Consider the following 21174-nt stretch of genomic DNA (forward strand, 5'->3'; position numbering starts at 1 on the left):
CACTAGTGGCAACGTTGCACCCTGGCCGCATGAGCCTGGAACTCTTCGACTACCAGCCGATCACCGAGCGGGAGCCGATCGCCTGGCCGGACGGGGCCCGCCTCGCGATCTACGTCGGTCTCAACATCGAGCACTTCCACGTCGACAAGCCGTCCACCAGCATCTGGGCGTCCACGAACACGCTGGTGCCCGACGCGCTCAACTACGGGTGGCGCGACTACGGCCTGCGCGTCGGCATCTGGCGGGTCATCGACATCCTGGACCGGCACGGGATCCGCGCGTCGGCGCTGCTCAACTCCGAGGTCGCGCAGCACTACCCCCAGGTGATCGAGGCAGGCCGGGCCCGCGACTGGGCGTGGCTCGTGCACGGTCAGACCAACTCGCGCCTGCACGCGAACCTCGGCGCGGACGAGGAACGCGAGATCCTCACCGACGCGGTCACCACCATCGAAAAGGCGACCGGGCAGCGGCCGAAGGGCTGGATGGGCCCCGGCCTCACCGAAACCTTCGACACGCCACGGCTGCTCGCCGAACTCGGCCTGAGCTACGTGCTCGACTGGACCAACGACGACCAGCCGTACCGGCTGAACGTGCCCGGCATGCTGAGCGTGCCCTACACCGTCGAGGTCAACGACCTGCTGATGTTCATCACCCGGGGGTTCACCGGCCCCGAGGTGCTGCAGATCGTCAAGGACCAGTTCGACCAGCTCTACGCCGACTCCGCGAGCGGCGGCCGCGTCATGGCGCTCCCGCTGCACCCGTTCGTCATCGGCCAACCGTTCCGCGCCCGCTACCTCGACGAGGCGCTGGCCTACATCGCGAGCCACGACGACGTCTGGCTCACCACCAGCGACGAGATCGCCGAGCACTACGCCCGCACGACCGCCTGAGTCGCCGGGAACCCGGGCAGGGCGGCGGCCCCGCCCTGCCCAGGTCGCTCACGGCGCGGCGACCGGTTCGGCCAGGGGCGCGGCGGGTTTGCGCGCCAGCGCGAGGCTGACCAGCAGCCCGAGCACCATCCCCGCGGCGGTCAGCAGCACGACCAGGAACTCGCCGTCCGCGGTGGCGGCACGCAGGGCCTCGCCGGTCTTGCCGTCGGTGCCGATGTCCGCGAGCGCGGTGAACACCGCGAGGCCGATCGCGTTGCCGATGTTCAGCGCCGTGGACGCGATGCCGTTCGCGACGCCCTGTTCGGCCGCCGCGGTGCCGGTGGCGGCGGCGATCCACATCGCCGTCCACACGACGCCCTGGCCGACGCCGGACACCACCAGCCCGGGCACCAGCAGCCCGTACCCGGCGCCGGCGTCGAACCCGATCGCCATCACCGCCGTGCCCACCACGCCGACCGCGAAGCCACCGACGAGCGTGGTGCGCAGGCCGATCCGCGTGGTCAGCCGCTCGCCGAGCTGGGTGCCGGTCGCGATCGCCAGCGACGGGACCAGGAACGCGAGCCCGGTCTGCAGCGCGCTGTAGCCGTGCACGCTCTGCATCAGGACGGTCAGGAAGTACGGCAGCACCCCGAACGTGGCCATGTAGATGAACGTGACGCTCATGCCGATGGTCAGGCTGCGGTTGCCGAACAACCGGAACGGCATGAGCGGGTCCGCGCTGCGCCGTTCGATCACCGCGAACGCCACCAGCAGCACCGCGGACAGCGCGAACGCGCCGAGCACCAGCCCGCTGCCCCAGCCCTGCTCGGGGCCCTGCACCAGCGCGAACACGAGCAGCGTCGCGCCCCCGGTGACGGTCAGCGAACCGGGCAGGTCGAAGCGCCCGCTCGGCCCGCCGGCCGGGTCGCGCGGGATCACCGCGAGCGCGGCCAGCGCCACGAGACCGGCCAGCGGCACGTTGACGTAGAAGACGGCGGGCCAGCCGAAGTTCTCGGTCAGCACGCCCCCGAGCAGCGCGCCGATGGTCAGCCCGCTGGCACCCGCGCCACCCCACACGGCCAGTGCGCGGTTGCGTTGCGACCCCTCGCGGAACAACGTGTTGATCAGCGACAGGGTGGACGGCAGCAGCAGCGCGCCGCCGATCCCCTGCACCGCGCGGGCGACGATGATCGTGGCTGGGGTCGGCGCCAGCCCGCCGGCCAGCGACGAGACCGCGTAGAGGGCCAGTGCCAGCACGAAGACGCGGCGGCGCCCGAGCAGGTCGGCGGCCCGGCCGCCGAACAGCAGGAACCCGCCGGCGAACACGACGTAGGCGCTCACCACCAGCTGCTGGGTCTGACCGGGAAAGCCCAGCTCGGCGCCGATTTCGGGCAGGGCGACGAACACGATGTTGAGGTCCAGCGAGTAGATCAGCTGCGCGAGCGCGAGCAGGGCCAGCACCCAGCCCAGCCGCGGCCCGGCGGCCGGTCTCGGAAGAGCGGACATGCGGAAGCACACCTTCCAGATTCGAAAGTACGATCGTACGCATAATTACGTACAGTCGGGCCCGCGAGCAAGAGGATTGTTCGACTTTTGCGGTACGGTAGTACGGTGAAGTACCGTCATCCGGAGCGCGACCAGATCCGCGTCGACGAGGTGCTGTCCGCGCTGGGCCACCCGGTGCGGCTGGCAGCCGTGCGCGTGCTGGCCGGCGGCGGCGAGCACAACTGCACCAGTGTCCTGACCGAAATCGGCGTCCCGGCCAAGTCGACGATGACCCACCACTGGCGGGTGCTGCGGGACAGCGGCGTGATCATCCAGGAGCCGTCCGGGCGGGAGAACCTGCTGACCCTGCGCCGCGACGACCTGGACGCGCGCTACCCGGGCCTGCTGGACGCCGTCCTCGCCGGAGCCCGCACCGACGAGGCGGGGTCCTGATGGACTACGCGGTGCGGGCCGAGACGCCCGCGGTCGAGCTGTACCAGCGCCTGCGCGTCGGCGCCGGGCTGAGTCCGAAGTCGACGGTGGCGGCGACGGCGGGCCTGGCCGGATCGTGGTTCGCGGTCGTCGCCTACCACGGTGACCGTCCGATCGGGATGGGCCGCGTCATCGGCGACGGTGGCACCGCATTCCAGATCGTCGACATGTGCGTACTGCCCGAGCACCAGGGGCGGGGCGTCGGCAAGAAGATCATGGCGGCGCTGGTGGACCACCTGCGCGAGCGGGCGCCGCGCACGGCCTACGTCTCGCTCATCGCCGACGGCGACGCTCGGCACCTCTACGCCAAGTACGGCTTCGAGGAGACGGCGCCGGCATCGGTCGGGATGGCGCTGCGGCTCTGACCGCGCCGGCGCCGCCCCTGGCGAGCGGCATGTTCTCGCGCGGCAGGGGCGCCGCCGAGGTGATCGGCGGCGCCCCGCGCCGGGCACTGCAACCCGAGAGGCGTGAGCGCGCCTACCGGTTGCTCGCCTCGGTCGCCGCGCGTGCGGCGTGGCTCAGTTCGAGCCCGGCGGTCTCCGGGGCGAGGAAGTGCGACAGCAGGCCGCCCGCGGCGAGCACTCCCGCGCCGATCAGCATCGTGGGGCCCACGCCGAGGTGGGTGAGCGTCACCGGGAGCAGGAAGGTGCCGATCGCGGCTCCGACCCGGCTCATCGCGGTCGCGAACCCGACCCCGGTCGTGCGGATCGCGGTCGGGAACACCTCCAGCGGGTACACCGCCGTCAGCGCGCTGGACGCCGCGTTCAGGAACGCGAACACGAGGAAGCACACGACGACCACGGCGATCGGCGCGGTGGGCCAGAACCCGATCAGCGCCAGCGCCGCCGCCGTGATCCAGAACGGCGGGATCAGCAGCTTGCGGCGGCCGATGCGCTCGACCAGCAGGCACCCCGCGGTCACACCCAGGACCGCGAGCGCGTTGCTGGCCAGCGAACCGGCGAGCGCGTCGCCGAGGCCGAGTGCCTGGAGCACCTGCGGGGAGAACGTGCCGATGGCGAAGTACGGCAGCACCAGCGCCGCCCAGAACGTGCTCGCGAACACGGTGCTGCGCAGGTGCCGCCGGGTGAACAGCAGGCGCAGGCTGTTGCGCCGCTCACCGTCGGCCAGTTCGGTGTCCACGTCGACGTCCATGCCGTAACGGCGGATCAGCTCCTCGGCCTCGGCGCGCCTGCCCTTGCTCAGCAGCCACCGCGCGGATTCCGGGATGCCGCCGCGCAGCGCTACGCACACCAGCGCGATCAGCGTGCTGCTGCCCAGCGTCCAGCGCCAGCCGTCGTCCACATCGGACAGGGCGTAGCCGACCGCGAAGGCCAGCATGAACCCGACGTACCAGCTGACCTCGAGACTGGCCAGCAGCCGCCCGCGGTTGTGCCGCGGCGCGTACTCCGACAGCAGGGGCGCGCCGATCGCGTACTCGCCGCCGATCGCGATGCCCATCACCAGCCGGATGACGAACAGCTGCCACGCGTTGTCCACGAAGAACTGCGCGATCGAGCCGATCAGGAAGATCATCATGTCGGTGAGGAACACGATCCGCCTGCCGAAGCGGTCGGCGAACCAGCCGAACAGCGGCCCGCCGACGAAGATGCCGACCAGCGCGGACGCGCCGATCAGCCCGGCGGTCCAGTCCGACATGTGCATGTCGGCGACGATCGCGGGCATCGCGGCCCCGATCCCGCCGAGGATGTAGCCGTCGATGCCCTGGCCCACCTGCGTGGCGAGCATCAGTTTGGTGCGCAGTCGCCGCCGGCCGCGCTCGTCGGTGACGGAGCCGCCGGTGTCGGTATCGGGCAACGCTGCCATGATCCGTCCTGTTCTCGTGGGGGATGGGGGAAATGCGGGGCTAGGCCGACCAGTCCACGGCCAGGTACCTGGTCTCCAGGAAGGCGTCGATCCCCTCGCGGCCGCCCTCGCGGCCGAGTCCGGACTGCTTCACGCCACCGAACGGCGCGGCCGGGTCGGAGATCAGGCCCCGGTTGACGCCGACCATCCCGGTCTCCAGGCGGTCGGCGATCCGCAGGGCACGGCCCAGGTCGGCCGAGTAGACGTAGGCGGCGAGACCGTGCACGGTGTCGTTGGCGCGGGCGAGCAGGCCGGCCTCGCCGGTGAAGGTGGTGATCGGCGCGACCGGGCCGAACACCTCGGTGCGCATGATCTCCGCGTCGTCCGGCACGCCGGCCAGCACGGTCGCGGGGTGGTACCACCCGGGCCCGTCCGGCCGCGGGCCCTGCGCCGCGATCGTGGCGCCACGGGCGACGGCGTCGGCGACCAGACCGGCGATCTTGTCCACCGCGTCCTGGTTGATCATCGGCCCGAGGCCGACCCCGTCGTCGAGCCCGGGTCCGATCGGGACCGCGGCCATCGCCTCGCCGAGCTTGGCGGTGAACTCCTTGGCGACATCGGCGTGCACGTAGAACCGGTTGGCGGCGATGCACACCTCGCCACCGCCACGCATCTTGGCGTCCATCGCGCCGCGCACAGCGGCGTCCACGTCGGCGTCGGCGCACACGATGAACGGGGCGTTCCCGCCGAGCTCCATGGTGACGTTGACGATGTTGTCGGCGGCCTGCCGGAGCAGGATCCGGCCGGTGGCGGTGGATCCGGTGAACGAGAACTTCCGCACCCGCTCGTCGCGCAGCCAGACGCCGGCGACGTCGGCGGCCCGGTCGGTGGGCAGCACGTTGCACACCCCGGCGGGCAGTCCGGCTTCGGCGAGCAACCCGGCGATCGCCAGCGCGGTGAGCGGCGTTTCCGGCGCGGGTTTGAGCACGACCGAGCAGCCGGCGGCCAGCGCGGGCGCGATCTTGCGCGTGGCCATCGCGGCCGGGAAGTTCCACGGGGTCACGAACGCCGCGACCCCGGCCGCCTGCTTGCGCACCACGTGCCGGAATCCGCCGCCGGGCGCGTCGGCGAACCCGGACCCGATCCGGACCGCCTCCTCGGCGAACCAGCGGAAGAACTCCGCGGCGTAGGAGACCTCGGCGAGCGCGTCCCGGTAGGCCTTGCCGTTCTCCAGGGTGATCAACCGGGCGAGCGCCGGGGCGTGCTCGTGCATCGCGGCGAAGGCGGCGTGCAGCACCTCGGACCGCCGCCGCGGCGCCACCTCCCGCCACCGCTCGAACCCGTCCTGCGCCACGCCCAGCGCGGCCCGGGCGTCCTCGGCGGAGGCCGCCGACACCTCGCGGACCGGCTCGGTGGTGGCCGGGTCGAAGACCGGGAAGGTGCGGCCGCCGGCCGCGGACCGCCAGTGCCCGCCGACGAACAGGTCGCCCTCCCCCGCCGCGGTCTTGGCGATCGCGTCGATGTCCATTCTGTTCTCCTCACACCCTGACCTGGCGCGAGGCAACGTATGAGCCGGACGTGTTGCGGGGCAAGAGATCCCGGTGTTTCGCAACCTGAGTTGCGGTGAGGACAACCGCCTCAGGTGAAGCGCCGGGACGCGGGCGGGACGGGGCGCGTCCGCCAGCCCAGTTGCTCCGAGACCGCCCCGGCCGCCCGTGCCGTGATCCGGCCGGCCTCGTCCAGCCGCGCGCCGAACCGGTCCTTGGGCGCGGAAACGTTCAACGCCGCGACCACACGGCCGCGGAAGTCCCGCACCGGCGCGGAAACCCCGACGAGGTCCTCTTCGAACTCCTCGCGGACGGCGGCGTAGCCGTCGCGCTTGCCCCGCTGGATTCGCGACCACAGGTCGGGCAGCGTGCGCACCTCCGAGCGCGGGCACCCGTCGCCGAGGTCGGCCCGCAGTCCGAACCGGACATACAGATCGTCCGGTGTGGCGTCCTGCAACAGGACCCGGCCCGCGGACGTGCACGGCGCGGGCACGCCCCGGCCTTCCCAGCCCTGCACGCGGAAGGAGTGCCCGGACACCGACAGCAGGGTGAGCACCTGGTTGTCGCGGAGCACGCACAGGTGGACGGTCTCCTCCAGCTCGCCGGACAGCGAGCGCATGGCCGGTTCCGCGGCACGCAGCAGCCGGTCTTCGACCGTGCGTGCGACCAGGGAGAACAGCCGCCAGCCCAGCCGGTACTCCAGGGTGTCCGGGTCGCGCTCGACGATGCCCTCCTCGGCGAGCGCCTTCAGCGCACGGGACACCTGGCTCTTCTCGCGGCCGACCAGGTGCGCCAGGCGGACCACGCCCAGACCGCCGGCGTGCTGGGCCTCCTCCGACGCCAGCGCCTCCAGCAGATCGATGTCCCGGCGCAGGCCGTGGCCCTGGTTGCGCGCACCCGCGGTGGCGCGCCGACCGTCCGAACTCACGGCCGTAGCGTAAACCAGGGGTAACGGCGCTGGTCAGGACCGCGGTTGCCGCCATCGCAACCGACGTTGCGATCGGCCGGAACTCCTTGCCGCGCCCTCCCCCGGCTCCTTACCGTTCGGCTGCGTCAACACCATCCGCCACTTCTGGAGATTCCATGACTTTCGCGCCTGCAGCGCTGGTCGGCGAGTCGTTCGTCGGCACGGGGGTCAACGCCGCGCACACCAACATCGTGGTGGGGCGCAAGGGCGGCCCCGTGGAGACCGCCTGGGCGACCGCGCTGGCCACCCCGAGCGCCGGGCACGTGCCGTTCGTGACCGTCGTGCGGCCCGGTGTGCCGGTCAAGCCGCTGACGTTGTTCGTCACCAAGGCGGCCGCGTCCGGCGACCTGCACGAACGGGCCACCTGGGGCTCGGCCCAGGCCGGGCTGGCGCAGGGCGTCGCGGACGCGGTCGAGCACGGGCTGATCCCCGCCGCCGAGGCGGACGACCTGCTGATCATCGCCGCGATCTGGGTCAACCCCGGCGTGGCCGACCTCGACGAGTCCTTCCGCAACCAGCGGGCGGCCGCGTTCGGCGCGATCCGCGCCGCGGTGGCAGGCACGCCGACCGCCGACGACGTCCGGGCGGCGGCGCGGGCCGGCGCGGCCAACCCGTTCTACGAGCCGGGTGCCGCCCTGCTCGCCGAGTCCGCGCCCGCCCCGGAGGCCGCCCGATGAAGATCACCGACATCACGCTCGACCGGCTGCGGCTCGAGCTCGACCCGCCGCTGCACGCCGCGTGGGATCCCGAGCCGCGGCGGCACTTCGACGCCACGATCGTCCGGGTCCACACCGACGAGGGGATCACCGGCATCGGCTCGGGCGACACCATGGACGGGTTCGAGGCGTTCCAGGACCTGTTCCTGGGCGCCGACCCGCTCGACATCGTGCGGCACGTGAAGGCCATCGAGACCGCCAACTTCCACGGCGGCCACTACTGGCCGCTGGAGGTCGCGCTCTGGGACATCATCGGCAAGACCGCGGGCCTGCCGGTGGCCGCGCTGTTCGGCAACGCGGCCCGGTCCCTGCCCGCCTACGCCTCCAGTGCCGAACTCAAATCGCCGGACGAGCGGGTGGAGACCGCGCTGCGGGCTCGCGCGGCCGGGTTCCGGGCGCTCAAGATCCGCATCGACCGCGACCGGGTGGCCGAGGGCATCGCCGCGGTGGAGGCGGTGCGCACCGAGCTCGGCCCGGACTTCGAGATCATGGTCGACCTCAACCAGTCCTGGCGCATGGCCGGGGACACCGCGGACGCCTCGGACCTGGTCAAGACGCGGCGGATCGTGCGCAGGCTGGCCGAGCTGGACGTGTTCTGGGTCGAGGAACCGCTGCCCTACGCCGATCTGGAGGGCTTCCGGGTGCTGCGGGCGGACAACCCGGGGGTGCGGATCGCCGCGGGTGAGATGCACCATTCGGTGCCGGAGTTGTTGCGGTACCTGGAACACGACGTGCTCGACGTCTACCAGATGGACGTCGTGCTGGCGGTCGGCATGCACCGCGCCCGCACCCTCGCCGAGCTGGCGCGGCTCAAGCACCGGCAGTTCACGCCGCACAGCTGGACCAACGGCATCGGCGTGCTGGCGAACCTGCACGTCGCCGCCGGGGTCGGGGGCGGCCCGTACTTCGAGTTCCCGTTCGACCCGCCGGGCTGGACGCCGGAGCGGCGCGACTTCATGCTCGCCGAACCGGTGATGATCAACGCGGCGGGTGAGCTGGAAGTCCCGCAGGCGCCGGGGCTCGGCGCCGACCTCGACGAGGACGCCGTGCGGCGGTGGAGGATCCGATGACCGTGCAGCGGGACCACGCGGCGTGGCTGGCCGCCGCCGAACGGATCACCTTCGAAACCCGGCCGTTCATCGACGGCGCCTTCACCGACGCCCTGTCCGGTGAGGTGTTCACCTCGACCTCGCCGCGCGACGGCAGGGTCCTCACCGAGGTCCAGGCCGGCGGCGCGGAGGACGTCGACCGTGCGGTGCGCGCGGCGCGGGCCGCCTTCGACGACGGCCGATGGCGCGACCTGCCGCCCAAGGACCGCAAGCGGATCATGCTGCGGTGGGCGGAGTCCATCACCGCGCACGCCGAGGAGCTCGCCCTGCTCGACACGCTCGAAATGGGCAAACCAGTGACCGAGGCCCTGCGGGTCGACGTGGCCAAGGCCGCGGAGACCATCGCCTGGTACGCCGAGACGATCGACAAGACCTACGGCGAGGTCGCGCCCGCGCCCGGCGACGCGCTGGCGTTCATCACCCGCGAGCCGCTGGGCGTGATCGGCGCGGTCGTGCCGTGGAACTACGCCCTGCTGATCGCCTCCTGGAAGCTCGGGCCGGCGCTGGCGACCGGGAACTCGGTGGTGCTCAAACCGGCCGAGCAGACGTCGCTGGCCGCCCTGCTGCTGGCGCGGCTCGGGCACGAGGCCGGCCTGCCCGCCGGGGTGCTCAACGTCGTGCCGGGACGGGGTGAGGTCGCCGGACAGGCGCTCGGCAGGCACCCGGACGTGGACAAGATCGCCTTCACCGGTTCGGCCGAGGTCGCGCGGCGCTTCCAGGTGTACGCCGGGGAGTCCAACGGCAAGCAGGTCGCCGTCGAAGCGGGTGGCAAGTCACCGCAGCTGGTGCTGCCGGACGCCGACATCCCGGCCGCCGCGTCCGCCGTGGCGTGGGGCATCTTCTACAACGCGGGCCAGACCTGCAACGCCGGCTCCCGCCTCATCGTGCACAGCGCGGTGAAGGACCGGCTGCTGGCGGAGATCGTCAAGATCACACGGGAGACCTTCCGGGTGGGCGACCCGCTGGACCCGGCCACCGTGATGGGACCGATCGTGGACGAGACGCAGCTGCGGCGCGTCCTCGGTCACCTGGACACCGCCAGGGCCGAAGGTGCCGCGACGGTGCTCGGCGGGCAGCGGATCCTCGACGGGACCGGCGGCACCTTCCTCGAACCGACCATTGTGGACGGTGTGTCGAACGACATGACCATCGCCCGCGAGGAGGTGTTCGGCCCGGTGCTGTCGGTGATCACCTTCGACGGCGACGCCGAAGAGGGTGCCCGGCTGGCGAACGACACCGACTTCGGCCTGGTCGCCTCGGTGTGGACCCGGGACGTGACCACCGCGCACCGCGTGGCGCGGCGCCTGCGGGCAGGCACGGTCTGGATCAACACCTTCGACGCCAGCGACGTGATCACCCCCTTCGGCGGTTTCAAGGCGACCGGGGCGGGCCGGGACAAGTCCCTGCACGCGCTCGACGCCTACTCCGCGCTCAAGACCACCTGGGTCGACCTGTCCTGACGGTCGGCTCTTCGGACAGCTTCCGGATTGCGAGAACAACCATGCGAGTCGGTTTCATCGGACTGGGCAACATGGGCAGGCACATGGCCCGCCACCTGATCAACGCCGGTCACCAGGTCACCGTGCACGACGCCCGCCCCGAAGCGGCGGCCGAGCACCTGGCACTGGGCGCGACCTGGGCCGGCAGCCCCGCCGAGTGCGCGGCGGGCGCCGAGGTCCTGATCACCATGCTGCCCACCCCGCGCATCGTCGAGGACGTCCTGTTGCGGGGCGGCGCGGCCGCCGCGCTCGACCCGGGCGCGCTGTGGGTCGACATGTCCACCTCCACCCCGGCGGCCGCCGAGCGCGTCGCCCAGGAGGTGCTCGACTCCCGCGGCGTGCACCGGCTGGACGCGCCGGTCAGCGGGATGGCGCGCGGCGCGGAAGCGGGCACGCTGCAGATCTTCGCCGGCGGGGACGCCACCCAGTTCCAGCGCGCCATGCCGCTGTTCACCGCGATGGGCGACCCCGCCCGGATCCTGCACATCGGCGCCGCCGGATCCGGCTACACCGCCAAGCTCATGATCAACCTGCTGTGGTTCTGCCACGTCGTGGCCACCTCGGAGGTGCTGGCGATGGGCGTGAAGGCCGGTGTGGACCTCGGCGTGCTGCGTGCGTCGCTGCTGGCCAGCCCGGCCGCGTCGAACTTCCTGGAACGCGACATCGAGTCGGTGCTGGCCGACGGCGACTACGACGACTCGTTCGCGATGGCGCTGGCCTGCAAGGACCTCGGCCTGGCCGTCGACCTCGGCCGCGAGCTGGGCGTGTCCACCGAGGTGTCCGCGCTCGTCGAGCAGATCTACCGGCGGGCCAAGGCGCAGTTCGGCGACCTGGCAGGCGAGATGAGCCCGGTGCGGCTGTACGAGGGGCTGGCCGGCCGTCCGTTCCGCCTGACTCCGGCGGGTGCGCGGTGACCGCGGGGCGCCTGACGATCGAACCCACCTGCCGCGTCGAGTTCGGCGCCGGCGCCGTGGACGACCTGCCGCGGTTCGTGACCGAGCTGGGGCACCAGCGCGCCTTGGTGGTCACCGACCGCGGGCTGCAGGCCGCGGGCATCGCGCCGCGGGTCGGCAAGATCCTGCACGCCGCCGGGATCGAGCACGAGATCCACGACGACATCAGCGCCAACCCGTCGACGGCGGAGATCGATCGCGGGGCCGCCCGTGCCCGGGCGTTCGGCCGGGCGGTGGTGATCGCGCTCGGCGGCGGTTCGCCGCTCGACGCGGCCAAGGGCATCGCGCTGCTGGCCGGCAACCCGGACGCCGCCGCGGCCGACGCCGACCGGCTGTGGGACGCCGCGGACGGGCTGCCGGTGATCGCGGTGCCCACCACCTCGGGCACCGGTGCGGAGACCAACGGGTTCGGCGTCATCGAAGACACCTGCGCCAAACGCAAGGTCTACATCGGACACCCGTCGGTGCGGCCGCGGATCGCGGTCCTGGACCCGGAGCTGACCCTCGGGCTGCCGTCCCGGGTCACCGCGGCGACCGGCGTCGACGCACTCGTCCACGGGATCGAGTCGCTGGCCTCCCGCGGAGCGAACCCGATGTCGGCCGCGTTCGCCCGGCACGCGGTGACGTTGATCGGGCAGTGGCTGCCGGTGGCCCACCGGGACGGCTCAAATCTGGAGGCCAGGGCCCAGCTGATGTTCGGCGCCCACCTGGCCGGGCAGGCGCTGACGTTGTCCGGGCTGGGCCTGGTGCACGGGATCGGGCACGCGATCACCGCCCGCACCGGCACCCCGCACGGGGTCGCGCTGGCCGCCGTGCTGGAGGAGGTGATCGCGTTCAACGCCCCGGCCGCGGCCGCGGCGCACGAACAGGCGGCGCGGGCGCTGGGCGCGTCCGAGGGCGACGGGACGGCCGCGACCATCGCCGCGGTGCGTGAGCTCTCCGGCCCGCTCGACGTGAAGAAGCCCTTGCGGCAGCTCGGCGTCGAGCGGAACCTGCTGCCGGAGCTGGCCCGCGCCGCGGTGGCGGACCCGGTCACCCGGAACAACCCGCGCACCCCGTCCGAAACCGAAGTGCGCGAGCTGCTCGCCGAGGTGTACTGAGGATCCGGGCCGGGCGGTCAGCCGTCCGGCCCGGACCGCCGGCGGGTCACGATCTTCCTCAGGGGCACCAGGACCGACAGGATGGCACCCGCGCCGAGAGCGATCAGGAACACCGACTCCACGACGGTGTTCCCGCGTCGCACGCGCTGCGCGTCTTCGCCGTGCAGCGCGGCCAGGAGATCGACCCCGGCGAGGGTCAGCCAGATGATCGCCACCCCCGTGGCGACGGCGCCCACCCCCACGACCGCCGCGGCCGCGAGCACCGCCTTGTCCCGCCGGTGCATCGCTCAGCGCGGGCGTGGCGCCGCCGCGCGGGCGATCCGGTCGGCGAGTTCTCGCGCTCCGGGGAAAAAGGCGTTCACGACCACCTTCCGCCCGTCGGCGCGCTTGACGACGCAGCGCCAGTCGATGCCGATGCGGTGGCCGAGCTTGCCGGGCTGCCAGTTCCCCCGCGCGTCGACCACCGCGACGTCGCTCCACGGGAACTCCGTCCGGTCCCCGGCGTTGCGGTGGTGGACGAAACCGCCGGCGTGCAGGTTGATCCGTTCGCCGCGGTGCCGCAACCCCTGGACCAGCCGTCGCAGCCCGTAGGGCAGGAGCAGCACGCTGAGTCCGAAGCACGCGCTGCCGATCCAGACCGGCGCCGTCATCGACGTCTCGGCGGGCGTGTTGCCGTAGAGGTATTCGTCGAGCTTCACCATGAGCAGGCCGAGCGGGACGAGGCCGGCGGTCGCGACCAGGCACAGCACCGCCTGCCGCAGCCGGCGGGCGTTGTCGCTGGGGTAGGACTGCACGAGTGGGCCGAGATCTGCCATGCCGTCCACGCTAAGGACTCCGGACCGCCCTCCGGCCCGGGTGGCCGGAAGCTGCCGGGGCGCCGCGCCCGCCCCGGCGGTCCGTGGTCAGCCGGCGTGGATCAGTTCGATCTCCAGCTCCAGATCGATCTCCTTCGACACCAGCAGTCCACCCTTGGCCAGCGGCATGTTCCAGGTCAGCCCCCAGTCTTCCCGGTCGATGCGGCCCCGGGCGGAGAACACCGCGCGGTGGTTGTCCCACGGGTCCTGGGCGTAGCCGAGGTAGTCCACGGTCAGGGTGACCGGCCTGGTCACGCCCTTGATCGTCAGCTCGCCGGTCATCGAGCCACCGGTACCCGCCCACCGCACCTCGGCGGAGGTGAAGGTGGCCGTGGGGTGCGCGGCCACGTCGAAGAAGTCGGCCGACCTGAGGTGGTCGTCGCGGGCCTGGTCCCCGCTGTGCACCGAGGCCATGTCGATGGTCACCGAAACCTTGCTGTCCGCGGGGTTCTCGGCGATCTCCACCACTCCGTCCACGCCGGTGAACCGTCCGCGCACCTTCGTCAGCATGAAGTGCCGTCCGACGAAGGCGACCTCGGCGTGCCCCGGGTCGATCCGCCACGTGCCGGCGGCAGGCAGCTCCACCTCGCCCAGCCTGCGGGTGGGCGTCGTTGATCCGGTCATCGGGAGTTCCTTCCTGATAGTAGATGCGTGCACACGCACATATCTACTATCCTTACCCCATGAGCGCGTCCGACGACAAGGGCCTGGTTGCCTGGCGAGCGATGCTGCTGGCGTACAACGCCGCGCTGCGGGCCATCGACTCCGACCTGACCAGGTCCGGCACCATTCCCCTCACCTGGTACGACGTCCTGCTGGAACTGAACGCGGGCCCGGGGCGGCGGCTGCGCATGAACGACCTGGCCGAACGGGTCGTGCTCAGCCGGACCCGCGTCAGCCGCCTGGTGGACGAGATGGTGAGCGCCGGGCTGGTCGAGAAGATCCGCGACGAAGAGGACCGGCGGGTGGTGTGGGCCGCCATGACCCGGTCCGGCGAACGCGCCTTCCGCACCACCGCGCCGCAGTACCTGCGCGGCATCGAGGAGCACTTCTCCCGGCACCTGACGGCCGAGGAGAAGCGGGTCATGGCGGCCGCGCTGACGAAGGTCCGCGACGCCCACACGGTTCCCGAGGTCAGGCCAGGTGCGTCCGGTAAAAGCCGGTCAGCTTCTCGACCGCCGCGGTGACGTGCGGCTCCCGGTCGTACAGGTCGACGTGCGTGGCGCCCTCGATCCAGTGCAGTTCCTTCGGCCCGCGCGCCTCCTGGAAGGCCTCCACCGCCATCCACGACGTCACCGCCTCGCGGCCGGCGATCAGCAGCAGCGGGCGCGGCGCGATGAGGCTCACGAAGCGGAAGGCGTCGAACAGCGCCAGGCGGTCCACGCTGATCCACGGCAGCAGCTTCGCCGAGCGCGGGTGCTGGGCGCGGTCCGTGCAGTAGTACTCGAACCCCTCGACCCCGTGCTTGCCGCCCAGCTCGCGGGCCTGCTCGACGGTGTCCGGGAAGAGCTGGAAGGTCTGCACACCCTCGCCGCGCGCCTCGGCGGTGCGGGCGGCGGCCGCCGCGTCGAGCATGCCCTGGAACACGGCCGGGTCCTGCGTGCCGTCGGCGCCGAGGCGGAACTGGCGGGCGACGTCGACGGGGCTGACGGTGCCGACGGCCTTGACGCGGTGGTCCCCCGCGGCCGCGGCCATCGAGTAGCCGCCGGAGGCGCAGATGCCCAGCGTGCCGATCCGCTCGGGGTCGACCTCGGGCCGGGTGGTGAGGTAGGAGACCGCGGCCTTGAAGTCCTCGACGCGCTGCGCCGGGTCCTCCAGGCCACGCGGCTCGCCCTCGCTCGCGCCCTGGTAGGCGGCGTCGTAGGCGAGGGCGACGAAGCCCTGCTCGGCCATTCGCCGCGCGTACAGGCCGGAGGTCTGCTCCTTGACGCTGGTGCCGGGGTGGCCGACCACGAGCGCGGGCCACGGGCCGGTTCCGGTGTCCGGGGTGTACAGGTCGGCGGCGAGCTGGAGTCCGTTGCTGGGGAAGGTGACGTTCGTTCTCATGCATCCCAGATTCGTCCGCGCCGAAGGCCCGTACCAGGGAAGGAACTGCCTATGCAACCCAGTACCAGGCACGTCGTCCCCGCGATGTGGACACTGGAGTCATGGAGACCAACGAGCTGGGCGAGTTCCTGCGCGCCCGCCGCGCCGCACTCGACCCGGCCCGCGCGGGCTTCCCCGACGACGGCAGGCTGCGCCGCGTGCCGGGCCTGCGCCGTGAGGAGCTGGCGCAGCTCGCGCACATCAGCGTCGACTACATCGTCCGGCTCGAACAGGGCCGCACGCGGCGGGTCTCCCGCCCGGTCCTCGACGCGCTCGCCGACGCGCTGCAGCTCGCCCCGGACGAGCGCGACTACCTGTTCACCGTCGCCGAGGTCGCGCCGGCCGCGCCAGCTCGGCAGCCGGGCAGGCCCAAGGTCGACCGGCAGCTGCGGCAACTGCTCGACGGCATGCGCGACGTCCCGGCCATGATCCTCAACCGGCGCATGGACGTGCTGGCCTGGAACCGCGGCGCGGCCGCGCTCCTGACCGACTTCGGCGCGCTGCCCGCCGCCGAGCGGAACCTGATCCGGCTCACCTTCCTCGACGACGCCTACCGCGCCCTGTACGCGGACTGGCCGCGCGCGGCCCGCGAATGCGTCGCCGTCCTGCGCATGGAAGCCGGCCGCCACCCCGGCGACAAGGCACTGGCCGCGCTCATCGGCGAGCTCAGCGTCCGCGACCCGGACTTCCGCACCTGGTGGGCGAGCCACCAGGTGCGCGGGCCGCGGCAGCTGGTGAAGACCTACCTGCACCCGGTCGCCGGCCCGATCACGCTCGACGTGCAGCAGTTCTCCGTCGACACCCAGCCGGACCAGCAACTCGTCGCCTACACCGCCGAGCCCGGCTCGCCGTCGCAGGAGGCGCTGGACTTCCTGCTCGCCATGAGCCCGGCCGTGGCCGAGACGGCGGGCTCGTAGCACCGCCGTGCTCAGTGCCCTTCCCGGCCCGCCACTGGTCCGCGATCCAGGCTCGGGCCATGCGGATCGGTATCGCCCTGCCCAACCAGGTCCGCGATGTCGACGCGTCCGGCGGGCGGCTCACCGTCGGCGTCGGCGGCCGCCCCGATGACTCCGTCGCCGAGGGCTACGGCATGCTGCTCTTCGGCGGGTTCAGCCCGGTCCCGATGAAGCGGATGGCCCACTGGGGCGCCGCGGGCGCGGACTACGCGCAGCTCACATCGTCCACTGTGGCCACTGCACCCGGCGCGATCACCGACGCCATCACAGCGTTCGGCGACCTGGGCGCCACCGACCTCGTCCTCATCCCGGCCACCGACAACCTGGACGAAGTCAAGCGCGCCGTCGACGCCGCGTTGTGATCAGCGGCTGAGCAACCGCTCCAGCCACGACTCCCGCGCGGCCACGCACGCCCTGGCCACCGCCGAGCCGGGGGCGATGTCGTAGAAGCCGTGGAAGGCCCCGCCCCACACGTGCAGCTCGGCTTCGCCCCCGGCGGCCCAGATGGCGCTCGCGAACGCCACCGCCTCGTCGCGGAAGACCTCGACCGCACCGGCGTCGACGAACGTCGGCGGCAGCCCGCTGAGGTCCGTGGCGCGCGCCGGGGCCGCGTAGGGCGACACGTCGGCGGTGCCACGCCGCTCACCCAGGACCATCGTCCACGCGGTCAGGTTGCTGGTCCGGTCCCACACCCCGACGCCGTCGTACTCACGCGCGGACACGGTCTCGCCGCGGTCGTCGATCATGGGGCACTGCAGCAGCTGACCGGACAACGCCGGGCCGCCCCGGTCGCGCGCCAGCAGGGTCGTCCCCGCGGCCAGCCCACCCCCGCCGCTGCCGCCGAAAATGACCAGCCGCGCCGGGTCGAACCCGAGCTCGTCCGCGTGCCCGGCCATCCAGCGCAGAGCGGCGTAGCAGTCCTCGACCGGCACCGGGTGCGGGTGCTCCGGCGCGCGCCGGTACTCGACGGTGACGGACACCGCGTCGTACTTCATCGCCCAGTCGATCAACGGGTGCACGGAGGCGAACCGGTCCCCCATGACCATCCCGCCGCCGTGGATGTGGAAGATCCCCGGCCCCCGCTCGCGGTGGTCCTCGCGCGCGATGACCGAGACCGTGATCTCCGCGCCGCGGTACCCGGGGATCGTGTGGTCGGCCCAGGTGACCGGGCGGCCACCGATCTGCTCCTCGATCGCCGGGAACGGCAGGGCGCGGAAGTGGTCCAGACGATCCGCCGTCATGCCGACCGGCACCCGGCCCTCCAGAGCGGGCAGCAGCGCGGCGAGTTCGGGGTCCAACGGGAGTTTCTTCGTCATCCGGCGCATTCCACCACAAGGTGATCGACATCCGCGGCCGGCGGTGCCTGATCAGGCACGGCGTCGCTCCTCTTGATGCCCGTCGCCGCCGCGCCGGGCCCGGAAATCCTTAGCCTGACAGGGTTCCTCGTCACCGACGGCGAAGGGAGGGACGATGATCGGCAGCTGGCCCCCCGACTACTGATCCCGATGATCGGCCGGCGCCCCGGGCCCGCGTGGCCCGGGGCGCGTTCTTCCCGAAGCGAGGAGTGCCACGCCGATGGCCCTGGCCAACCGCGAGTTCCGTCTGTTGTGGACCGGCCAGACCACCAGCATGGTCGGCAGCGCGATCACCACGACCGCGCTGCCGCTGGCCGCGGTGGTCACCCTCGGTGCGACGACCTTCGAGACCGGCCTGCTGACGGCGGCCGCGTGGCTGCCCTGGCTGCTGATCGGCCTGCCCGCGGGCGCGTGGATCGACCGGCTGCCCAAGCGACCGGTGATGCTGGCCTGCGACGTGGTCGCCTTCGCCGTGTTCGGCGCCGTTCCGCTCCTGGCCGCGCTCGGTGCGCTGACCGTGCCGTACCTGATCGCCGCCGCGCTGGTCGGCGGATTCACCAAGGTGTTCTTCTCCGTCGCCTACCGCGCGTTCCTGCCTGCCGTGGCGAGCCGGGAAGAACTGATCGGCGCCAACGCGAAGCTGCAGGCCGGATCCGCCGCGGCCGACACCGGCGGCCCGGGGCTGGCCGGCCTGCTCGCCCAGATCTCCGGGCCGGTGAGCGGAATCCTCGTCGACGCCGCCACGTTCGCCGTCTCCGCGCTGTGCCTGCGGGCGATCCGGGTGCGGGAAACGGTCGCGCCCGCCGCGCGGCCGTCCCTGCGGGCCCAGATCGGCGAAGGGCTGCGCTTCGTCGCGCGCGACCGCTACCTGCGGACCCTGATGCTCTTCGGGGCCGCGTCGAACGTCGCGCTCACCGTGTACGCCTCGCTGGAGATCGTGTTCCTCTCCCGCACGCTGGGCACCGCGCCGGGCCTGGTGGGACTGGTCCTCGCGCTCGCGGCGGCGGGTGGCCTGGCCGGCGCCGCCGCGGCCGGACGGCTGAGCACCCGCTTCGGCACAGCGCGCACTTTCCTGCTCTGCCAAGGCTTCGCGGCGGCGATGATGCTGCTCGGCACGTTCAGCCTGCCGGGGAGGGGCCTGGTGCTGTTCGTGCTCGGGCAGTCCGGGCTGGCCGCCGGGCTCGCGGCGTCGCAGGTGCTGGCCACGGCGTTCCGGCAGTCGTACTGCCCACCGGAGCTGCTCGGGCGGGTCGCCTCCAGCGCGATGGTGGTCAACTACGGCACCATCCCGCTCGCCGCCCTCCTCGGCGGAGCACTGGGCGAGGCGATCGGCGTCCGCGAAGCGCTGTGGGCCGCCGCCGGGCTGCTGATCGCCGCGCTCCCGGTCCTCGCGCCGCTGCGCCGTCTGCGGGACCTCCCCGCACGTCAGTCGACCGGCAGCTCGACGGGGTAGGCGCGGCCGAAGTCGGCGGAGGCGCTGACTTCCTGCCAGGTCGCGGCCTCCTCCAGCTGGGCGCGCGAGTAGTTCTGCGCCATCTCGACCGCGAGCGCGCCGAGGAGCAGGTGGGACGGGAGGTTTTCGCGCTTGACGACGCGGACCAGGATCTCCGCGGCGCGTTGCGGATCGCCCGCGGCGGAACCCATCTGTTCGAAGTTGCGCACCAGTTCGCCGACCGTCGCGCTGTACTCCGCCGGGATGTCGGCGATCTCCATCGACGAACCCGCCCAGTCGGTGGCGAAACCGGCCGGTTCGACCACCAGGTAACGCATTCCCAGCGGCGCCGTCTCGGCCTCCAGCACCCGGGTGAAGCCGTCGACCGCGAACTTCGCCGCCTGGTAGGAACCCAGGCCCGGCGTGCCGCCGACCCGGCCGCCGATCGAGGAGAACTGCACCATCGTGCCCGCCCCCTGCGCCTTGAGCACGGGCAGCGCGGCCGTCGACACGTTGTAGACGCCCCAGAAGTTCGTCTCGAACTGCCGACGGAAGTCCTCTTCGTCCGCGGTCTCCACGGGCGCGACGTTCGCGTACCCGGCGTTGTTGACCACCACGTCGAGCCGCCCGAACCGCGTGACCGCGGCCTCCACAGCGGCGGCCGCGGCCGCGCGGTCGGTGACGTCGAGGGCGACCGGCAACACCGCGTCGCCGTACTTCCGCACGAGGGCGTCGAGCTGTTCCGGCTTGCGCGCCGTCGCGACGACCTGATCGCCGGCCTCCAGTGACGCTTCGGTGAGGGCTCGCCCGAAGCCGCGGGACGAGCCGGTGATGAACCACGTTTGAGTCATACCTCTAGTAAAACTCTGTTGTGTTAATTGCGCAACCCGGTTGTGCTAAAGTTTCGAGTCATGGGTCACACTCCGCAACGGGCCCGCAGCGCGGAGGCGAAGCACCAGCGGGAGCGGGACATCCTCGACGCGGCCCGTGCGCTGGGCAGCGAGCGCACCGTCCGCGCGGTCACGCTCACCGACATCGCCGCCGAGGTGGGCATGCACAAGTCCGCGATGCTGCGTTACTTCGAGACGCGGGAGCAGATCTTCCTGACCCTCACCGCCGAATGCTGGCAGGAGTGGACGGCCGCCGTGTGCGCGGAGCTGCGGCCGCTCGAATCCGCGTCACCGGCGGAGCTCGCATCCGTTCTCGCGCGGTCGCTCGTGGCGCGGCCGCTGTTCTGCGACCTGCTCGCGCACGCCCCGATGAACCTGGAACGCAACGTCTCCCTCGACACGGTCGTCGCGTTCAAGAGAAGCGTCCTGCGCGACGTGGCCTCGGTGGCCGGCGAACTGCGGCGCCTGCTCGCCCTCCCCGAACCGGCCGCCGCCGACGCCGTCGCGACCGCGACAGCCATGGCCGGTGCGCTGTGGCAGATGGCCGCACCGGGCACCACGCTGCGCACCCTGTACGAAACGCACCCCGAACTGACCCACGCCCTGGTCGACGTGGAACCCCGCCTGACCGCGATCCTCACCGCCCTGCTGACCGGAATGTCCGGCGAGTAGGCGCCGAGGGGCGAAGGCACGCATCTCCCCTTGCGGACCGGCGCGGCTCGACACATGATCCCCCGAGGCGGCCTGCTGTCACGCGCCCTACTTCGGTCGCCTCTGCGCGCCCAACGGGCAACTTCCTCGGCGGCGGAACCGGCAGCCCGCTCCACCCGACGTAACCAACCTGAAGGGACACTCCCCACTCGATTTCGACAGTGCGGACCTCGGCACGGTGGCAGCCGTTCCAAGCTAGTGCCAGCCTCCTCAGCGCTGAGGCCGGTCCCGGTGGCGGCCACCTCGACCGCGATCCCGCCGCCGCCGCGCCGGGCGGTCATCGGCTCCAGCCACTCCGGCACGGACACGCTCACCCGCGGCATATCCGCGGCCAGTTCCTCACCGCAGCCG

At 72.4% G+C, this 21174-nt stretch carries 23 protein-coding genes; 13 read left to right on the forward strand and 10 right to left on the reverse strand.

The genetic code is table 11. The features are described 5' to 3' along the window. Positions 1-29 precede the first annotated feature (29 nt). Entirely contained in the window at positions 30-890 is an 861-nt protein-coding gene (locus ABZ193_RS23175; RefSeq protein ID WP_237335510.1) for a polysaccharide deacetylase family protein, read from the forward strand. Between the two features lie 48 nt (positions 891-938). Here the strand turns inward: ABZ193_RS23175 and ABZ193_RS23180 are convergent, their stop codons facing one another. Beyond that, on the reverse strand, positions 939-2375 hold the full coding sequence (locus ABZ193_RS23180; RefSeq protein WP_237335509.1) for an MFS transporter: 1437 nt from the start codon (positions 2373-2375) through the stop codon (positions 939-941). 105 nt (positions 2376-2480) lie between these two features. Here ABZ193_RS23180 and ABZ193_RS23185 point away from each other — a divergent pair, with 105 nt between their 5' ends. Further along, positions 2481-2807: a helix-turn-helix transcriptional regulator gene (locus ABZ193_RS23185; protein ID WP_020419331.1), complete on the forward strand. Its 327-nt coding sequence runs from the start codon at positions 2481-2483 to the stop codon at positions 2805-2807. Next, positions 2807-3211 (forward strand): GNAT family N-acetyltransferase, encoded by a 405-nt coding sequence (locus ABZ193_RS23190; protein WP_237335508.1) that lies wholly within the window; start codon positions 2807-2809, stop codon positions 3209-3211. Before ABZ193_RS23185 ends, ABZ193_RS23190 begins: the two co-directional genes overlap by 1 nt. A 112-nt stretch (positions 3212-3323) precedes the next feature. On the opposite strand, the gene ABZ193_RS23195 is transcribed toward ABZ193_RS23190, so the two are convergent. The 3 genes from ABZ193_RS23195 to ABZ193_RS23205 form a co-directional block, all read right to left on the reverse strand. Continuing rightward, positions 3324-4670, reverse strand: a complete 1347-nt coding sequence (locus ABZ193_RS23195) for an MFS transporter (protein ID WP_354711420.1) — start codon at positions 4668-4670, stop codon at positions 3324-3326. Between the two features lie 40 nt (positions 4671-4710). Then, positions 4711-6177: an NAD-dependent succinate-semialdehyde dehydrogenase gene (locus ABZ193_RS23200; protein WP_354711421.1), complete on the reverse strand. Its 1467-nt coding sequence runs from the start codon at positions 6175-6177 to the stop codon at positions 4711-4713. Positions 6178-6287: 110 nt separating this feature from the next. Next, a complete protein-coding gene (locus ABZ193_RS23205) occupies positions 6288-7124 on the reverse strand; it encodes an IclR family transcriptional regulator (RefSeq protein ID WP_354711422.1) in 837 nt (278 codons plus the stop codon). Between the two features lie 155 nt (positions 7125-7279). Between ABZ193_RS23205 and fae the strand changes: the two genes are divergently transcribed. The 5 genes from fae to ABZ193_RS23230 are packed head-to-tail and all read left to right on the forward strand — an operon-like array spanning position 7280 to position 12540. Further along, a complete protein-coding gene (gene fae / locus ABZ193_RS23210; protein WP_354711423.1) occupies positions 7280-7840 on the forward strand; it encodes a formaldehyde-activating enzyme in 561 nt (186 codons plus the stop codon). Next, positions 7837-8949: a mandelate racemase/muconate lactonizing enzyme family protein gene (locus ABZ193_RS23215; RefSeq protein WP_354711424.1), complete on the forward strand. Its 1113-nt coding sequence runs from the start codon at positions 7837-7839 to the stop codon at positions 8947-8949. The genes fae and ABZ193_RS23215 overlap by 4 nt, the downstream gene beginning before the upstream one ends. Further along, positions 8946-10448, forward strand: coding sequence for an aldehyde dehydrogenase (locus ABZ193_RS23220; protein ID WP_354711425.1), 1503 nt, complete (start codon positions 8946-8948; stop codon positions 10446-10448). The genes ABZ193_RS23215 and ABZ193_RS23220 overlap by 4 nt, the downstream gene beginning before the upstream one ends. Positions 10449-10489: 41 nt before the next feature. Next, positions 10490-11401, forward strand: coding sequence for an NAD(P)-dependent oxidoreductase (locus ABZ193_RS23225; RefSeq protein ID WP_020419323.1), 912 nt, complete (start codon positions 10490-10492; stop codon positions 11399-11401). After that, a complete protein-coding gene (locus ABZ193_RS23230; RefSeq protein ID WP_354711426.1) occupies positions 11398-12540 on the forward strand; it encodes an iron-containing alcohol dehydrogenase in 1143 nt (380 codons plus the stop codon). Before ABZ193_RS23225 ends, ABZ193_RS23230 begins: the two co-directional genes overlap by 4 nt. Positions 12541-12557: 17 nt before the next feature. Here ABZ193_RS23230 and ABZ193_RS23235 read toward each other — a convergent pair whose 3' ends face one another. From ABZ193_RS23235 to ABZ193_RS23245, 3 genes are all read right to left on the reverse strand, one after another. Then, complete coding sequence (locus ABZ193_RS23235) at positions 12558-12824, reverse strand: hypothetical protein (RefSeq protein ID WP_354711428.1); 267 nt, start codon at positions 12822-12824, stop codon at positions 12558-12560. Between the two features lie 3 nt (positions 12825-12827). Beyond that, on the reverse strand, positions 12828-13355 hold the full coding sequence (locus ABZ193_RS23240; protein ID WP_354711429.1) for a hypothetical protein: 528 nt from the start codon (positions 13353-13355) through the stop codon (positions 12828-12830). A gap of 87 nt (positions 13356-13442) precedes the next feature. Further along, a complete protein-coding gene (locus tag ABZ193_RS23245) occupies positions 13443-14018 on the reverse strand; it encodes a YceI family protein (RefSeq protein ID WP_237335498.1) in 576 nt (191 codons plus the stop codon). A gap of 59 nt (positions 14019-14077) precedes the next feature. Between ABZ193_RS23245 and ABZ193_RS23250 the strand changes: the two genes are divergently transcribed. Then, the gene (locus ABZ193_RS23250; RefSeq protein ID WP_354711430.1) at positions 14078-14581 is read left to right on the forward strand and encodes a MarR family transcriptional regulator; all 504 of its coding nucleotides are present in this window, start codon (positions 14078-14080) and stop codon (positions 14579-14581) included. Here ABZ193_RS23250 and ABZ193_RS23255 read toward each other — a convergent pair. Further along, on the reverse strand, positions 14529-15440 hold the full coding sequence (locus tag ABZ193_RS23255) for an alpha/beta hydrolase (RefSeq protein WP_354711431.1): 912 nt from the start codon (positions 15438-15440) through the stop codon (positions 14529-14531). The genes ABZ193_RS23250 and ABZ193_RS23255 overlap by 53 nt on opposite strands. A gap of 101 nt (positions 15441-15541) precedes the next feature. Here ABZ193_RS23255 and ABZ193_RS23260 point away from each other — a divergent pair, with 101 nt between their 5' ends. Together ABZ193_RS23260 and ABZ193_RS23265 are read left to right on the forward strand one after the other, a co-directional pair. Next, positions 15542-16396 carry a helix-turn-helix transcriptional regulator gene (locus ABZ193_RS23260; RefSeq protein ID WP_354711432.1) on the forward strand — a complete coding sequence of 285 codons (855 nt, stop codon included), beginning with the start codon at positions 15542-15544 and terminating at the stop codon, positions 16394-16396. A 59-nt stretch (positions 16397-16455) separates the two neighbouring features. Beyond that, positions 16456-16797, forward strand: a complete 342-nt coding sequence (locus ABZ193_RS23265; protein ID WP_354711434.1) for a hypothetical protein — start codon at positions 16456-16458, stop codon at positions 16795-16797. Here the strand turns inward: ABZ193_RS23265 and ABZ193_RS23270 are convergent, their stop codons facing one another. Next, the gene (locus ABZ193_RS23270; protein WP_354711435.1) at positions 16798-17751 is read right to left on the reverse strand and encodes an alpha/beta hydrolase fold domain-containing protein; all 954 of its coding nucleotides are present in this window, start codon (positions 17749-17751) and stop codon (positions 16798-16800) included. A 259-nt stretch (positions 17752-18010) separates the two neighbouring features. Between ABZ193_RS23270 and ABZ193_RS23275 the strand changes: the two genes are divergently transcribed. Next, positions 18011-19243 (forward strand): MFS transporter, encoded by a 1233-nt coding sequence (locus tag ABZ193_RS23275; protein WP_354711437.1) that lies wholly within the window; start codon positions 18011-18013, stop codon positions 19241-19243. On the opposite strand, the gene ABZ193_RS23280 is transcribed toward ABZ193_RS23275, so the two are convergent. Next, the gene (locus ABZ193_RS23280; RefSeq protein ID WP_354711438.1) at positions 19216-20073 is read right to left on the reverse strand and encodes an SDR family NAD(P)-dependent oxidoreductase; all 858 of its coding nucleotides are present in this window, start codon (positions 20071-20073) and stop codon (positions 19216-19218) included. The genes ABZ193_RS23275 and ABZ193_RS23280 overlap by 28 nt on opposite strands. Before the next feature lie 60 nt (positions 20074-20133). Between ABZ193_RS23280 and ABZ193_RS23285 the strand changes: the two genes are divergently transcribed. After that, positions 20134-20784 carry a TetR family transcriptional regulator gene (locus ABZ193_RS23285; RefSeq protein WP_354711439.1) on the forward strand — a complete coding sequence of 217 codons (651 nt, stop codon included), beginning with the start codon at positions 20134-20136 and terminating at the stop codon, positions 20782-20784. The last annotated feature ends 390 nt before the right edge of the window (positions 20785-21174 follow it).

This window comes from Amycolatopsis sp. NPDC006125, assembly GCF_040614195.1.
GTDB classification, from domain to species: Bacteria; Actinomycetota; Actinomycetes; order Mycobacteriales; family Pseudonocardiaceae; genus Amycolatopsis_E; species Amycolatopsis_E tucumanensis.

Coding starts and splice junctions, on each gene's coding strand:
- ABZ193_RS23245 (WP_237335498.1), bottom strand. CDS start 14,018: ATGACCGGATCAACGACGCCCACCCGCAGGCTGGGCGAGGTGGAGCTG.
- ABZ193_RS23285 (WP_354711439.1), top strand. CDS start 20,134: ATGGGTCACACTCCGCAACGGGCCCGCAGCGCGGAGGCGAAGCACCAG.
- ABZ193_RS23190 (WP_237335508.1), top strand. CDS start 2,807: ATGGACTACGCGGTGCGGGCCGAGACGCCCGCGGTCGAGCTGTACCAG.
- ABZ193_RS23265 (WP_354711434.1), top strand. CDS start 16,456: ATGCGGATCGGTATCGCCCTGCCCAACCAGGTCCGCGATGTCGACGCG.
- ABZ193_RS23195 (WP_354711420.1), bottom strand. CDS start 4,670: ATGGCAGCGTTGCCCGATACCGACACCGGCGGCTCCGTCACCGACGAG.
- ABZ193_RS23180 (WP_237335509.1), bottom strand. CDS start 2,375: ATGTCCGCTCTTCCGAGACCGGCCGCCGGGCCGCGGCTGGGCTGGGTG.
- ABZ193_RS23235 (WP_354711428.1), bottom strand. CDS start 12,824: ATGCACCGGCGGGACAAGGCGGTGCTCGCGGCCGCGGCGGTCGTGGGG.
- ABZ193_RS23215 (WP_354711424.1), top strand. CDS start 7,837: ATGAAGATCACCGACATCACGCTCGACCGGCTGCGGCTCGAGCTCGAC.
- ABZ193_RS23175 (WP_237335510.1), top strand. CDS start 30: ATGAGCCTGGAACTCTTCGACTACCAGCCGATCACCGAGCGGGAGCCG.
- fae (WP_354711423.1), top strand. CDS start 7,280: ATGACTTTCGCGCCTGCAGCGCTGGTCGGCGAGTCGTTCGTCGGCACG.
- ABZ193_RS23255 (WP_354711431.1), bottom strand. CDS start 15,440: ATGAGAACGAACGTCACCTTCCCCAGCAACGGACTCCAGCTCGCCGCC.
- ABZ193_RS23275 (WP_354711437.1), top strand. CDS start 18,011: ATGGCCCTGGCCAACCGCGAGTTCCGTCTGTTGTGGACCGGCCAGACC.
- ABZ193_RS23270 (WP_354711435.1), bottom strand. CDS start 17,751: ATGACGAAGAAACTCCCGTTGGACCCCGAACTCGCCGCGCTGCTGCCC.
- ABZ193_RS23280 (WP_354711438.1), bottom strand. CDS start 20,073: ATGACTCAAACGTGGTTCATCACCGGCTCGTCCCGCGGCTTCGGGCGA.
- ABZ193_RS23220 (WP_354711425.1), top strand. CDS start 8,946: ATGACCGTGCAGCGGGACCACGCGGCGTGGCTGGCCGCCGCCGAACGG.
- ABZ193_RS23200 (WP_354711421.1), bottom strand. CDS start 6,177: ATGGACATCGACGCGATCGCCAAGACCGCGGCGGGGGAGGGCGACCTG.
- ABZ193_RS23225 (WP_020419323.1), top strand. CDS start 10,490: ATGCGAGTCGGTTTCATCGGACTGGGCAACATGGGCAGGCACATGGCC.
- ABZ193_RS23240 (WP_354711429.1), bottom strand. CDS start 13,355: ATGGCAGATCTCGGCCCACTCGTGCAGTCCTACCCCAGCGACAACGCC.
- ABZ193_RS23250 (WP_354711430.1), top strand. CDS start 14,078: ATGAGCGCGTCCGACGACAAGGGCCTGGTTGCCTGGCGAGCGATGCTG.
- ABZ193_RS23260 (WP_354711432.1), top strand. CDS start 15,542: ATGGAGACCAACGAGCTGGGCGAGTTCCTGCGCGCCCGCCGCGCCGCA.